Source organism: Kribbella sp. NPDC104740 (genome assembly GCF_055583505.1).
This window is the reverse complement of record NZ_JBVJNV010000006.1, coordinates 99,830-113,161: the sequence shown is the minus strand read 5'-3', so window position 1 is coordinate 113,161 and position 13,332 is coordinate 99,830. Positions and strand designations below refer to the sequence as shown.

Sequence of the window (13,332 nt, the reverse complement as noted above, 5' to 3'; positions counted from 1 at the left end):
CCTGCGGGACCGGCGTGATTCTCGTACAGGCCGGCCGGAAATCATCATTTCCCGCGCAGGGGTCACGCTTTCGTGTCCGATCCGTGGCCGGTCAGCTGCTCCCAGACCTCGTCGAGGCGCCGGTCCAGGTCGTCCAGGCTGCCCGCGTTGTCGATCACCACGTCCGCGGCCGCAAGGCGGTCCTCCCGCGAGGCCTGCGACGCGATCCGGCGCCGCGCCTCGTCCTCGGCCATCCCACGCTGCGTGGTCAGCCGCTCGACCTGCACCTCGACCGGTACGTCGACCACGAGCACCAGGTCGAACTTGTCCGCCTGCCCGGTCTCGACCAGCAGCGGGATGTCGTGCACCACCACCGCGTCGTCGGGCGCTGCCCGCTCGATCTCGGCCGCCCGCGCGCGGACGCGCGGGTGGATGACCGCCTCCAGCGTGCGCCGGGCCGCCTCGTCGCCGAAGACGATCTTGCCGACCGCCGGCCGGTCCAGCTCGCCGTCGGCGGTCAGTACGCCGTCGCCGAACGCCGCGACCACCTCGGCCAGGCCGTCGGTGCCGCGCGCGACCACCTCGCGGGCGAGCACGTCGGAGTCGATCACGACCGCGCCCCGCTCCCCCAGCCGCCGCGAGACCGAGCTCTTGCCCGATCCGATTCCCCCGGTCAACCCGACTCTCAGCACGCCAGCACCCTACCGACCCGCGATCGCGGGTGGTCGCCCCCGGTGTCCCCGAGAATGGGCGGGAGGACACAGGAGGACCGACGACGTGGAGATCCGGCTGCTGGGGCCGTTCGAGGCGCTGCGCGACGGCGAACCGGTTCCTGGGCTGACCGGTCGCGTGCGGGCGCTGCTGGCGGTGCTGGCGCTGGCTGCGCCGGAGTCGGTCTCTGTGGCTGCGATCGGCCAGCGACTGTGGGGTGAAGACCCGCCTGCGAACCTGCGGGCGAGTGTGCACACCACCGTGGCGCGGCTACGGACGCTGCTTGCGCCCGACGTACAGGTGGACACCACTGCTGGTGGCTACGCGCTGCGGATCGATCCGGAGCGGGTGGACGTGCTCCGCTTCGCTCGGTTGCTCGAGGACGAGCAACTGGTGGGTGCGCTCGAGTTGTGGCGTGGCGAGCCGTTCGGTGGTGTCCGGTCGGACTGGTTGGAGCGGGAGCAGGCTCCGCGTCTCACCGAGGCGTACCTGTCGGCGACTGAGCGGTGGGTGGATCTGGAGCTTGCTGCTGGTCGGCACGACGGCGTGCTGCCGCTGCTTCGTGAGCTGACCGCCAAGCATCCACTGCGCGAGTCGCTGTGGTTGCGCCTGCTTACTGCGCTGAGCCGCTCGGGTCGTCCTGCTGAGGCGCTCACCCTGTACGACGAGCTGCGGCGCCGCTTGGCCGAGGAGCTGGGTGTCGACCCGGCGGCCGAGCTGCGCGGGCTGCATGCGGAGCTGCTGGCGGCGACCGAGCCCACGCGTCCGGCACCCTCCGTGAGCCGCTCGGCACCGCCTCGCCAGCTACCACCCGGTCCAGCCCGCTTCATCGGCCGCGCCTCCGCGCTCGACCGGCTCGACTCGCTCAGCCCGACCAGCGACGCGCTGACCATCCTCGCGATCACCGGTCAGGGCGGAGTCGGCAAGACCTCGCTCGCGCTGCACTGGGCACACCGGATCGCCGACCGCTTCCCCGACGGTCAGCTGTACCTCAACCTCGAGGGCTACAGCCCTGGCGATCCGATGGACCCCGACACCGCGCTCGACATCCTCCTGCGCGGCCTCGGCGTTTCCGGACCCCAGGTCCCCGACCGCGGCCCCGCACGAACAGCGATGCTCCGGACCGTGCTCGCCGATCGCCGCGTCCTGCTGGTCCTCGACAACGCGCGAGACGCCGAGCAGGTGCGCCCGCTCCTCCCTGGGCCGGGCGGCCTCGTACTGATCACCAGCCGCAGCCAGCTGCGGTCGCTAGCTGCCCGCGAAGGCGCCCACCGGGTAGCGATCGACCGCTTCGGATCCGACGACGCTGCGGCGTACCTGACCGCTACCTTCGAGCCGCACGACGTAGAGGCGACCAGCGCTGAGATCAGCGAGCTGTCGGAGCTGTGCGGGCAGCTGCCACTTGCGCTGGCGATTGCTGCCGAGCGGGTCACCCGAGAGCCGGCCGCCGGCGTACAGGCGCTCATCACCGAGCTACGCAATCACCCGGACCGGCTGCGAGTGCTGGACGTCGCCGAAGACGACGACGGCGCACTGCGGGTTGTCTTCGACTGGTCCTACCAGGTGCTCCCAGTCGACCAGGCGCGAGTGTTCCGGTTGCTGGGGTCGCAGCCTGCGCAGGACATCTCGCTGGGGGCTGCTGCGGCGCTGGCCGCGCGGCCGGAGCGAGAGACGGCCGACTGGTTGGACGGGTTGGTCGGCGCACATCTGGTCGAGCAGCAGGGTGACAGGTACCAGCTGCACGACCTGTTGCGGCTCTACTCCAACACGTTGGCCCAGCAGGACTCCGCTGAACGAGAGGCGGGCCGCGCCCGGCTCTTCGACTGGTACGCGCACTCAGCGTTGAACGGCAAGATGATGCTGGAGCGCGCCGAGCCGCTGCTCGACTTCGGCGTACCGGAAGCCGGTGTGACGCCGTTGAGCTTCCAGGACACGCCCGCGGCGGCGGACTGGTTCCATACCGAGCGGCACGGGCTGGTGGCAGCCGTGCACGACGCCGTACGACACGGGCACGACCGGGCGGCGTACCGGATCGCCTTCGCGCTCTGGCCGTACCTGGTCTACCTGCGAGCGCTCGACGAGCTCTTCGAGCTGCAGCGGGTCGGGCTGGAGGCGGCCCGTCGGACCGGCGAGGTCGCGGCGGAAGCCGCGCTGGCCCAGGGGCTCGGGATGGCCTACATCCAGCGGAACGACCACCAGCAGAGTTCCGAGCACCTCAGCCGCGCTCTCAAGCTCTTCGACTCGATCGGCCATCTGCGCGGCACCGCCGGTGTCCTCACCGATCTCGGCCGGCTGTTCCGCTACACCGGCGACCTGGCGGCGAGCACCAAGCACCACCTGCGGGCGATCAACGCCCTCGACCCGGACCGGGACCAGGTCGAGGTCGCCCGCAACCTCGCCAACCTCGCCGAGACCTACCTGGCCGACGGCCGCCCCGAGGAAGCCGCCGAGGCCGCCGAGCGCGCGGTGCGCCTGAACCGCGCCTCCGGCGAACGCCGCGCCGAATCCTTCGCCCTCAACACGCTGGCCGGCGCCCAGCTCTCCCGCGGAGACCACAGCACCGCCGTACGCCACTACCAGGAGTCCCTGGCGATCAGCCAGGCCCTCTCCGACCGCTGGGCCGAAGCCCGGGCCGAAGCCAACCTCGGCGACGCCTACCAGCAGTCCGCCGACCTCCCCCAGGCCCGAACCCACTGGCGTCGCTCCCTGACCATCCTCACCGAAGCCGACCTCCCCGGCACCCCCACCCTCAACCGCGAAACCCTCCAGGCCCTCCTGACCGACTGAACGACCACAACCGATCGACCTTCGCCGCCGACTCGTCGGCCGCGCGGTACCGGCGAACGCTCAAGGCGTCAGCTTGCCGACGCGGATGGCCAGCAGGTTTGCAAGAACAACCACCACGAAGATCAAACCAAGCACCGGATGACCGAGGTCCCACAGCGCCAAGCCCGCCAGACCGAAGACCGCTGTCTTCACCACAGCACGCACAACCGGCGTAGTCCGCGTAGCCGTCGGCGCTGCGAACAGACCCCACAGCAGCCCCGCCAGAACCGGCAGCCCGATCGCCAGGATCAGCCGGCCGGCGAGATCATCCGCCGTCCGCCACCCCCACCAAGCGAAGATCCCCAACGCCACCAGCTCGGCCAGGAAGGCCATGAGCAGGTTCCCCCACCGCCACAGTTCGCGCACGGCTCAGGGTAAAGGCGAGACCCCCGCACCCAGTACGGGGGTGCGGGGGTCTCGGGTCCTGCTAGGAAGTGCTCAGCCCTGGCCGGTCAGCTTCTCGCGAAGCGCCTGCAGGGCCTCGTCGGAAGCGAGCGCGCCCTCGACGGGAGCGTCGTCCTTCGGGGCCGCCGCGGACGAGTACGTGGAGGCCTCGCCGGCCTCGACGTCGGCCGTCTTGGCGTCCTCGATCTGCTTCTTGTGGGCCTCCCAGCGCGCGTGGGCCTCGGCGTACTGCCGCTCCCACTCCTCACGCTGCTTGTCGAAGCCCTCGAGCCACTCGCCCGTCTCGGGGTCGAAGCCGTCGGGGTAGACGTAGTTGCCCTGCTCGTCGTACGTCGCCGCCATGCCGTACAGCGTGGGGTCGAAGTCGTCGGAGACCGGGTCGAGACCCTCGTTGGCCTGCTTCAGCGACAGCGAGATCCGGCGACGCTCTAGGTCGATGTCGATGATCTTGACCATCGTGTCGTCGTTGACCTGGACGACCTGCTCCGGGATCTCGACGTGACGCTCGGCGAGCTCGGAGATGTGCACCAGACCCTCGATGCCCTCCTCGACGCGGACGAACGCACCGAACGGCACCAGCTTGGTGACCTTGCCGGGCACGATCTGGCCCATCTGGTGGGTCCGGGCGAACTGCTGCCACGGGTCTTCCTGGGTCGCCTTCAGCGACAGCGAGACGCGCTCGCGGTCCATGTCGACGTCCAGCACCTCGACGGTGACCTCCTGGCCGACCTCGACGACCTCGGTCGGGTGGTCGATGTGCTTCCAGGACAGCTCCGAGACGTGCACCAGACCGTCGACGCCGCCGAGGTCCACGAACGCACCGAAGTTGACGATCGAGGAGACGACACCCTTGCGGATCTGGCCCTTCTGCAGCTGGGTGAGGAAGTTCATCCGCACCTCGGACTGCGTCTGCTCCAGCCACGCACGACGCGACAGGACCACGTTGTTGCGGTTCTTGTCGAGCTCGATGATCTTGGCCTCGATCTCCTGGCCGACGTACGGCTGGAGGTCGCGGACCCGGCGCATCTCGACCAGGGAGGCGGGCAGGAAGCCGCGCAGGCCGATGTCCAGGATGAGGCCACCCTTGACGACCTCGATGACGGTACCGGTGACGACGCCGTCCTCTTCCTTGATCTTCTCGATCGTGCCCCAGGCCTTCTCGTACTGGGCGCGCTTCTTCGAGAGGATCAGGCGGCCTTCCTTGTCCTCCTTCTGGAGAACCAGGGCCTCGACGTGGTCGCCGACGTTGACGACCTCGTTCGGGTCGACGTCGTGCTTGATCGACAGCTCGCGGGACGGGATCACGCCTTCGGTCTTGTAACCGATGTCGAGGAGAACCTCGTCCCGGTCGACCTTGACGATGGTGCCCTCAACGATGTCGCCGTCGTTGAAGTACTTGATGGTCTGATCGATCGCCGCGAGGAAGTCTTCCTCCGACCCGATGTCGTTGACCGCTACCTGCGGGGTGGTGCGCACTGCGGGGTCGAGAGGTGCCTCGATGCTGGCCGTCATGTGGTGGGTTGCTCCGTGGGCTGATGGTGTCGTGCGGCTGCGTCACGGGCCGTTGGATCGCACCAAACCGCTGGAAAGCTCTGAGAGGACAGATTCACCACCGACTGCTGCGAGCACGAGCCTGCTCCGTCCGAGGTCGCGCGGGCCCATAGCGCATCTCACAGAATAGTGGTAGCGGCACGGGCAGCACAACCCGGGGCACCCGGTGGTCACCGGCCGCCCGCCGAGGTCACCCGACGTCCTGCTGTTCTCAATGTACGGCGTCCGGTTCGGCCCGGCCTGCCGCCAGGTCGCCCGTGTCGCCCATCCGGGTGATCAGGCCGTGCGCGGCGGTCGCGACGGGATTCTGGCCGGTCCGCGCGGCGAGGTCGATCAGCGCCCACAGGTCGGCTGCCCGGCAGCGCTCGACCAGTCGGTCGCCCAGGTCCAGCCCGCTCCCCCGCACGACCCGCAGCACCGCCCGCTCGAGCACCGGGTCGGCACCGAACCGCAGCAGGTTGCCGAGATCCCCGTACGGCGTACCGCTGTGCGCGAACTCCCAGTCGATCAGCCCGGTGATCGTGGCCGTCGCCGGGTCGACCAGCAGGTTCTTCGGGTTGAAGTCGCTGTGGACCAGGCAGAAGCGGTCGACGCCGGTGTCGGCCAGGTCCTCGGCCGCGTCCACGACCGACCGCAGCCCGCTGACCTGGTCGCGGGTCAGGCCGAGGTCGTCGACGTGCTTGTTCAGCCACTGGTCGAGGCCGCCGACCCCGAAGGACTCGATCGCCAGCCCGCTGCCGACGAACTCCCCGAAGGAGAGGAACGGCATCCCGCTCAGCCGAACCAGCAGCTCGCCCAGCTGCTCGCCGACGCGCTCGCGCTGCTGATCATCGGCCGCCTCCAAGAAGACAGCAAGATTCTCACCGGGCAGCCGCTCGGTCAGCACGAACGTCGGGTTGCCGTCCACCTGATCGACCTGTGCGTCCAGCACCCGCGGCACCGGCAGCAACCCCCGCACCAGCCGCAGCAGCGCCGCGTCGACGGCCGCCCGTCCCGGGCGCTTCGCGTAGAGCTTGAGCACGGCCTCCTCGCCGGCCGCGCTGACGGCGAACGTCTCCCCGCCGTACCCGCCGGTCAACGGAACAGCGCTGGCCGCGATCGCCTCGAATCCATCCACCCACCCGATCCTGCCAGCACCGAGGGACATCCCCGGTGCCGACAGGACTACCGTTCTCAGACCTTCGCCGGCACACCCATCGCCGCGAGCACGCTCGGCACCGCGTTCCGCAGCCCAGCCGCGTTCGGGTGCAGCGGCACCAGCCCGTTCGTCGTCGGACTCGGGATCAGCCCTTCGATCCACCGCGTCCCCGCCGACTTGCACATGTCGTGCCCGACGCTCGGCCCGGCCAGGTCGACGTACGTCGCACCGTGCGCTGCAGCCTGCTCGGCCATCCGCGTGTTCAGCCGCGTCAGCGCCGACTGCAGGTAGTCCGCGTCCGCGCCCCACACCGGCACGACCGGCCAGCAGCCACCCTTCTTGATCCCGGTCGGGTAGCCGACCATCAGGATCTTCGCCTGCGGAGCCCGGGCCCGGATCTGCTCGATCACCGTCCCGTACGTCGGCGCGAAGGCGTCGATCTTCTGCGCGAGCCGGTCCACGCCGCCCGCGGTGTTGGTCGCCTTGCACGACTTCCCGAGCGGCTGCGGCAGCAGGTTCACGCAGGAGACCGCGAGCCCGACCAGCCCGATGTCGTTGCCGCCGATCCCGACCGTGACGACGGTGGTGTCCGCGCTCAGCGCGTCGTACTGCGGGGCCGCCGTACCGGCGATGATCCCCGGCTGCGGGTTCGCGAAGTGCGCGGTGGTGGCGGCGCCGCAGGTGACGTCGCGGAATTTCGCGGGCCGGACCTGCTGGGCGACCAGCGACGCGTAGTTGACCGCGGACCGGGCGCAGGTGAGCACCTCCTTGGCCGGGAGCACCAGCGACCCGGCGGCGAACGAGTCGCCCATCGCGACGTAGACCATCGGCGGCGCGGCGACGGCCGGAGCCGTCACCGACCCCGCGACGACCAGCCCTACCGCGGCTGTCGCCGCGACCATCCGTACCACCCGTACTGATCTGATCTGCATGCCGCTGCCCTTCGACGTTAAGTGACTGGCCGGTAACAGTTCGCATCAGCATGAACAACGCTCACCTTTTCGGCAAGACCTCAGGCCGCTGGACCTCATTTCGCTACTGCGGTAGCGTAATGATCATGGCCCGACCGAGAGACACCACGATCGACGCCAAGGTGCTCGCCGCCGCGGCCGAGGAGCTGCGCACCGGCGGGTACGACGGCCTGTCGATCGACCGCGTCGCCGAGCGGGCCGGCGTCGCCAAGACGACGCTGTACCGGCGCTGGCCGTCGAAGGCCGAGCTCGTCGTCGCGCTGATCGCCACGCTGCGCGCCGACGTCCCGTTCGAGCCGACCGACGACCCCCGGCGCGACCTGACCGAGCTGGTCACCGCGATCGCGGCCAACCTCGCGGCCACTCCCCCGAGCCTGGTCGCCGACCTGGCGGCGGCCGCCGCGCGGGACCCGCGGGTCGGCGACAGCGTCCGCGCGCTCTGGGCCGACCGGCACGGCGCCGTCACCGCGGTCGTCGCCAAGGCGCAGGAGGCCGGGCTGGTGCTCGACCACGTCGCGCCCGGCGTACTGGTCGATCAGCTGGCCGGCCCGCTCTACTACCGGCTCCTCGTCACCGGCGAGCCGCTCACGCCCGACTACGCGCGGACGCTGGTCACCAGCGTCCTCGGACCTGAGGAGTCCTGATGAAACGCCGTCTGCTGATCGGTCTCGGTGCGGTCGTCGTACTGCTGGCCGGGTACACCGTCTTCACCATCGTCCGCCCGACCGTGCTGCACACCGAGGTGGAGATCGACGCGTCGCCCGACCAGGTCTGGAAGGCGCTGACCGACCGCGCGAACTACCCGGCCTGGAACCCGTTCATCGTCTCCTCGACCGGCGACCTGACGGTCGGCGCGACGATCACCAACGTGCTGCGCGACACCAACGGCCAGGAGACGACGTTCACGCCCGAACTGCTCGCCGTCGAGCCCGGCCGCGAGCTGCGCTGGATCGGCAGGATCGGCTTCGGCGGGATCTTCGACGGCGAGCACACGTTCCGGATCGAGCCGCTCCCCGGCGGCCGCAGCAAGCTGATCCAGGAGGAGACGTTCCGCGGCGCGGCCGTGCCGTTCACCACCGGCATGCTCCGCGACACCATCGAGCCCCAGTTCCACGCGATGAACGCGGCGATCGCTGAACAAGCCCAACAAACGAGTTGAAGTTGCCGTAGCGGCAACCTCTAGCGTCGTGGGCATGGACGGAACGACCTGGTCGATCGCCGAGGTGGCGAAAGCGTCGGGAGTGACCGCGCGGACGCTGCGGCACTACCACGCGATCGGGTTGCTGGAACCGGTGCGCACCGCACCCGACGGACGCCGGTACTACGGCGACGCCGAGCTCCTCAGGCTGCAGCAGATCCTGCTGCTGCGTGATCTCGGGCTCGGCCTCGACGCCGTCGGCGAGGTGCTCGCGCACCGGACCACCGGCGACACGATCGAGGCGCTCGGCCGGCACAAGGAGTGGCTGCTGCGTGAGCAGCTGCGGCTCGGGCGGCTGGTGCGGACCGTCGAGGCAACGATCGAGAACATCAGGAACGGAGGAACGATGGCACCCGACAAGGTGTTCGAGGGGTTCGAGCACAACCCGTACGAGGCGGAGGCGCGGGAGCGCTGGGGCGACGAGGTCGTCGACGAGGCCTACCGCAAGATGCAGTCCTGGACCCCGGCCGAGGCGGAGCAGGCGAAGAACGGGTACGTGCGCGTGCACGAGCAGCTCGCTGTACTGAAGGCGGACGGTGCACAGGTCGGTGAGCAGCGCGTGCAGGACGTCGTACGGGAGCACTTCGCGGTGACCAGCCTGTTCTGGTCGCCGACCGCGGAGGCGTACCGCGGGCTCGGACAGATGTACGTCGACGACGAGCGCTTCCGGCGCACCATCGGGTCCGGCGACGACTCACTGGTGAAGTACCTGCGGGACGCGATGGAGGTCTACGCCGCCGCCAATCTCTAGATAGGGTGACCGCGTGGTCGAGCCGCAGCGTATCGAGTTGACCGAGGCGCAGACCTCGAAGGCCAGCCGGACTTACTGGGACTCGGCCGCGGGCGAGTATCTCGAGGAGCACGGTGCGTTCCTCGGCGACGACCGGTTCATCTGGTGTCCCGAGGGTGTCGACGAGGCCGACGCGCAGCTGCTCGGCAGCGTTCGCGGGAAGCGTGTCCTGGAGATCGGCTGCGGTGCCGCGCAGTGCGCGCGCTGGCTCACCGAGCAGGGCGCGAAGGCCGTGGCCTTCGACATCTCGGTCGAGCAGCTGCTGATCGGCAAGGAGCTCGACCGCAAGACCGGTACGACGGCGCGCACGGTCGCCGCCGACGCGACGGCGATCCCGTTCGCCGACGCGACCTTCGACATCGCCTGCTCGGCGTTCGGCGCGCTCCCGTTCGTCGCCGACGCCGAGCAGGCGCTGCGCGAGATCGCGCGGACGCTGAAACCCGAAGGCCTGCTGGTCTTCTCGGTCACGCACCCGATCCGCTGGAGCATGCCCGACGACCCGACGCCGGCCGGGCTGCGGATCACCCAGTCGTACTTCGACCGGACGCCGTACGTCGAGGTCGACGAGCACGGCGTCGCGGTCTACGCCGAGCACCACCGCACGACCGGCGACTGGATCCGCGCGATCACCGGCGCCGGCCTGGTCCTCGACGACCTGCTCGAACCGGAATGGCCGGCGAGCAACGACCAGGTCTGGGGCGGCTGGGGACCAGACCGCGGGCGCCTCATCCCGGGCACCGCGATCTGGTCCGCCCACAAGCCTTAGGCGGCCCGGCGTCCGCGCGGCCGCAGCGACAGGAAGCCCGCGAGCCCGAGCAGCAGGAGCCCGAGGACCAGCGACAGCAGCGGCACCCAGAAGCCGATCAGGTGCAGCTGCGACGCCTTCTCGGCGTACCCGCCCTCGGACTTGCCGTCGACCGTCGCGCCCTCGACGTTCTTCTTCACCGTCGCCTCGTCGTACCCGATCGTCGCGTCGGTGGCGGTGATCTTGACCTCGCCGTTGTAGTCGATCGTGGCGAGCTGCTTCTCCTCGCCCTTGATGATCGCGCCGGTGACCGGCTCGATCCACAGGGTCCGGGTGTTCTGGTACATCCGCTGCACCTCGACCGACGGCTGGCCCTTCTCGCCGACCAGCGCGCCCGGGACCTTCAGCGCCGGCTTCACCGGCACCTGCGAGCGAGGGATCTCCTGGACGAACTTGTAGACCTTCAGCCCGAGCAGCTCGGTCTCACCCTTGAACTCGATCGGGAACGCCTGCCGCAGCGTGCTGTCCCAGAACTTGTAGGTCTTCTTCTCGGTCCCGAACGGGAACTTCAGCACCAGCCCCTCGTGCCCCTTGAAGACCTCGTCGCCCGGCCGCTTGCGGTCCTCGGCCTTCAGCGTCGTGGTGATGTACTCGCCGCTGTTGTCGGTGGCCCGGTCGGGGTTCCAGCGGATCGCCTCGCCGGTGTGCGCGTCCAGCACCACCCGCTCCTGCACGAAGCTCAGCGGCGCCTTGTCGTCGCGCTTGGCGTCGTCCTCGCTGGGGAACGCGTAGGCCGGGTCGTCGTCGGTGACCACCGCGGTGTCGAAGACGACCACGTCGCGCTTCAGCGCCTTGCCGATCTTCTCGGCCGCGACCACGTCACCGCGCACGGTCCGGGTCGAGGTGAGCGGCAGCCGCGTCTCCTGCTGGGTCGCCACCACGAACACGGTGCCGTCCTCGACGGTCTTCGACGTGGTGTGCGCGACCTGGTCCGGCGGCGCGACGGCCAGCGTCGGATAGGCGTAGAACTTGGCCATCACGGCCACCCCGACGAAGAAGATCCCCAGTGCCAGCAGCACCGTCCGACTGCGATTCCCCACAACAACCCCTCCCGGTCTCGTCCGCGGGACGCTACCAGCGAGTAGCGTTCTTGAACAGAGGCAGTCGCGGTCGTCCTACGCTGACATATAGTCCGGCTCCATGAGGGGGATCCCGGGCGCGCTCCTGCGCCGCCGCAACGCGCCCGAGACAGCCGTTCTGCGAGCCGCGATCATCGGCGTCGCGGCGGTCCAGGCGGTCGTGCTCGGCCTGCTCGCGCGCCGCGGGTACTGGATGAGCGACGACGTCGAGTTCCTGGTCCAGGGCGGCCGTGGCTTCGCGCCGGGCGAGCTGCTGACGCCGGTGAACGACCACATCGCGCCCGGCCTGCGGTTCGTCTACGCGACCTTCGCCCAGCTCGCGCCGTTCAGCTGGGACTTCACCGTGGTGACCCGGGTTGTCCTGCAAGCGTTGGCGATCACGCTGCTCGGCCTGCTGCTGCTCCGCCTGCTCGGCTCCAGCTGGTGGGTCCTGACCGGGACGGTCATGTACGCGCTGACATCGCTCAGCATGCCATCGTTCATGTCCCTGTCGAGCGGCGTCAACAACCTCCCGGCGCACGTCTGCGGCCTGCTGCTCCTCCATGCCACCGTCGACTGGTACGCCGGCCACCGCCGCCGCGCCGTTGCCTACGGCCCCCTTTCGCTGCTGATCTCGCTGGCCTGCTGGGAGAAATCCGCCCTCATCCTGGTCGCCGCACTGGCCCTCGCGCTCTACTTGCGCGAGGTCCCGCTCCGCGCCTGGCTCCGCTTGACCTGGCCGTACGCCGCCGCACTGACCACCCCACTCGTTGCCTTCGGCATCCTGTACGCCGCCAACGGCAGCCCGTCGACCGGCCACCTGCCGCCCTTCGGCACCCTCGTCGACCTGGCCGGCAAGTCGTTCGCCGTACCGCTCGGAGCGCTGGCCGGCGGTCCCTGGACCTGGACCAAGGTCTCCGGAGCCTTCGGCCTCGCCAACGCCCCGGCTGCCGCGGTGATCCTCGGAGCCCTCGTCGCGGCCGCGCTGCTCGTGACTGCCTGGCGCCGCGACCGGCGAGCCCTGCTGCTGTGGGCTTCGGTCGGCGTCTACACCCTCGTCACCCTGTTCCTGGTCAGCTACGGCCGCTTCGCCCTTTTCGGCAGCGCCTTCACGGTCCACTACCACTACTGGTCGGACCTCTCGATCCCGCTGACCCTCGCCGTCGTCCTGACCGCGCGCTCCATCCGCTTCCCGCAGCCGGTCGCCGCCGGCCTGGTCGTCGCGTGGAGCGCCGCCGCCGTCGTCTCCCTGGCGAGCTTCGCGCAGTACTGGGACGACAACCCGTCCCGCCCGTACTTCCAGACGCTGCGCGCCGAGCTGGAGACCGCCGGCTCGTCGGTCAACCTCTGGGACACCCGGCTGCCCGGCTCGGTCTCGATCGCGCTCGTCGAGGACCCGCGTGTCTCCCCCGTGCTGCGTACCGCCGGCATCCCGTTCCAGCTCCAAGCGCCGAGCAGCGAACCGCGGATGATCGACGACACCGGCCGGATCCGCCCGGCGCACCTCAGCACCTGGGCCACCGCGGAGATCCCGCCCAAGTCCAAGGGCCAGTTCTGCGCGGTCCTGCTCCAGGGCGCGCGCGAGGTGACCCTGCCCCTGAAGGCGACCACCACCGAGCGACCAGCGGCCAACTGGTTCGCTAAGGTCAGCTACTTGAGCACCACGGAGAGCGCAGTCGAGGTCGAGCTGATCGGCTCCGACGGCCGGACCACCGTCGTACCGGCGACCGCCGGCAGCTGGCCCGCCGCCGGTCTGGCGAACGCCTACCTCGGCCCCGCCGGCACACCGACCGACCTGGCTGCCGTCCGGATCCGGACCACCGACCCGAAGACCAACCTCTGCATCGCCGACGTCGCGATCGGGCTGCCGCAGGTGAACGAATGACACGGACGCAGGTGT

12 protein-coding genes are annotated in these 13,332 nt (G+C 70.0%); 6 read left to right on the top strand and 6 right to left on the bottom strand.

Going from position 1 to position 13,332, the window contains the following annotated elements:
* Positions 1-62 precede the first annotated feature (62 nt).
* Positions 63-671, bottom strand: a complete 609-nt coding sequence (gene coaE, locus ACZ6Z4_RS28610) for a dephospho-CoA kinase (protein WP_465570469.1) — start codon at positions 669-671, stop codon at positions 63-65.
* Positions 672-756: 85 nt separating this feature from the next.
* Here coaE and ACZ6Z4_RS28605 point away from each other — a divergent pair, with 85 nt between their 5' ends.
* A complete protein-coding gene (locus tag ACZ6Z4_RS28605; protein ID WP_465570461.1) occupies positions 757-3,477 on the top strand; it encodes an AfsR/SARP family transcriptional regulator in 2,721 nt (906 codons plus the stop codon).
* Positions 3,478-3,537: 60 nt separating this feature from the next.
* On the opposite strand, the gene ACZ6Z4_RS28600 is transcribed toward ACZ6Z4_RS28605, so the two are convergent.
* The 4 genes from ACZ6Z4_RS28600 to ACZ6Z4_RS28585 form a co-directional block, all read right to left on the bottom strand.
* Positions 3,538-3,882, bottom strand: coding sequence for a YrdB family protein (locus tag ACZ6Z4_RS28600; protein ID WP_465570456.1), 345 nt, complete (start codon positions 3,880-3,882; stop codon positions 3,538-3,540).
* A gap of 72 nt (positions 3,883-3,954) precedes the next feature.
* Positions 3,955-5,433 carry a 30S ribosomal protein S1 gene (rpsA, locus tag ACZ6Z4_RS28595; protein ID WP_132188227.1) on the bottom strand — a complete coding sequence of 493 codons (1,479 nt, stop codon included), beginning with the start codon at positions 5,431-5,433 and terminating at the stop codon, positions 3,955-3,957.
* A gap of 250 nt (positions 5,434-5,683) precedes the next feature.
* Positions 5,684-6,589, bottom strand: a complete 906-nt coding sequence (locus ACZ6Z4_RS28590) for a phosphotransferase family protein (RefSeq protein WP_465570449.1) — start codon at positions 6,587-6,589, stop codon at positions 5,684-5,686.
* Between the two features lie 56 nt (positions 6,590-6,645).
* On the bottom strand, positions 6,646-7,542 hold the full coding sequence (locus tag ACZ6Z4_RS28585) for an SGNH/GDSL hydrolase family protein (protein WP_465570443.1): 897 nt from the start codon (positions 7,540-7,542) through the stop codon (positions 6,646-6,648).
* Positions 7,543-7,667: 125 nt separating this feature from the next.
* Between ACZ6Z4_RS28585 and ACZ6Z4_RS28580 the strand changes: the two genes are divergently transcribed.
* The 4 genes from ACZ6Z4_RS28580 to ACZ6Z4_RS28565 are packed head-to-tail and all read left to right on the top strand — an operon-like array spanning position 7,668 to position 10,335.
* Positions 7,668-8,225: a TetR/AcrR family transcriptional regulator gene (locus ACZ6Z4_RS28580; RefSeq protein ID WP_465570435.1), complete on the top strand. Its 558-nt coding sequence runs from the start codon at positions 7,668-7,670 to the stop codon at positions 8,223-8,225.
* Positions 8,225-8,740 (top strand): SRPBCC family protein, encoded by a 516-nt coding sequence (locus tag ACZ6Z4_RS28575; RefSeq protein ID WP_465570428.1) that lies wholly within the window; start codon positions 8,225-8,227, stop codon positions 8,738-8,740. The genes ACZ6Z4_RS28580 and ACZ6Z4_RS28575 overlap by 1 nt, the downstream gene beginning before the upstream one ends.
* A gap of 34 nt (positions 8,741-8,774) precedes the next feature.
* Positions 8,775-9,530 (top strand): MerR family transcriptional regulator, encoded by a 756-nt coding sequence (locus tag ACZ6Z4_RS28570; RefSeq protein ID WP_465570425.1) that lies wholly within the window; start codon positions 8,775-8,777, stop codon positions 9,528-9,530.
* 13 nt (positions 9,531-9,543) lie between these two features.
* The gene (locus ACZ6Z4_RS28565) at positions 9,544-10,335 is read left to right on the top strand and encodes a class I SAM-dependent methyltransferase (RefSeq protein WP_465570422.1); all 792 of its coding nucleotides are present in this window, start codon (positions 9,544-9,546) and stop codon (positions 10,333-10,335) included.
* On the opposite strand, the gene pgfA is transcribed toward ACZ6Z4_RS28565, so the two are convergent.
* A complete protein-coding gene (gene pgfA / locus ACZ6Z4_RS28560; RefSeq protein WP_465570419.1) occupies positions 10,332-11,414 on the bottom strand; it encodes a cell envelope lipid trafficking protein PgfA in 1,083 nt (360 codons plus the stop codon). The two genes, ACZ6Z4_RS28565 and pgfA, sit on opposite strands and share 4 nt — an antisense overlap.
* Before the next feature lie 100 nt (positions 11,415-11,514).
* Between pgfA and ACZ6Z4_RS28555 the strand changes: the two genes are divergently transcribed.
* Complete coding sequence (locus tag ACZ6Z4_RS28555) at positions 11,515-13,317, top strand: hypothetical protein (RefSeq protein ID WP_465570415.1); 1,803 nt, start codon at positions 11,515-11,517, stop codon at positions 13,315-13,317.
* Positions 13,318-13,332: the final 15 nt, after the last annotated feature.

Coding starts and splice junctions, on each gene's coding strand:
- ACZ6Z4_RS28570 (WP_465570425.1), top strand. CDS start 8,775: ATGGACGGAACGACCTGGTCGATCGCCGAGGTGGCGAAAGCGTCGGGA.
- ACZ6Z4_RS28585 (WP_465570443.1), bottom strand. CDS start 7,542: ATGCAGATCAGATCAGTACGGGTGGTACGGATGGTCGCGGCGACAGCC.
- ACZ6Z4_RS28580 (WP_465570435.1), top strand. CDS start 7,668: ATGGCCCGACCGAGAGACACCACGATCGACGCCAAGGTGCTCGCCGCC.
- rpsA (WP_132188227.1), bottom strand. CDS start 5,433: ATGACGGCCAGCATCGAGGCACCTCTCGACCCCGCAGTGCGCACCACC.
- ACZ6Z4_RS28575 (WP_465570428.1), top strand. CDS start 8,225: ATGAAACGCCGTCTGCTGATCGGTCTCGGTGCGGTCGTCGTACTGCTG.
- ACZ6Z4_RS28555 (WP_465570415.1), top strand. CDS start 11,515: ATGAGGGGGATCCCGGGCGCGCTCCTGCGCCGCCGCAACGCGCCCGAG.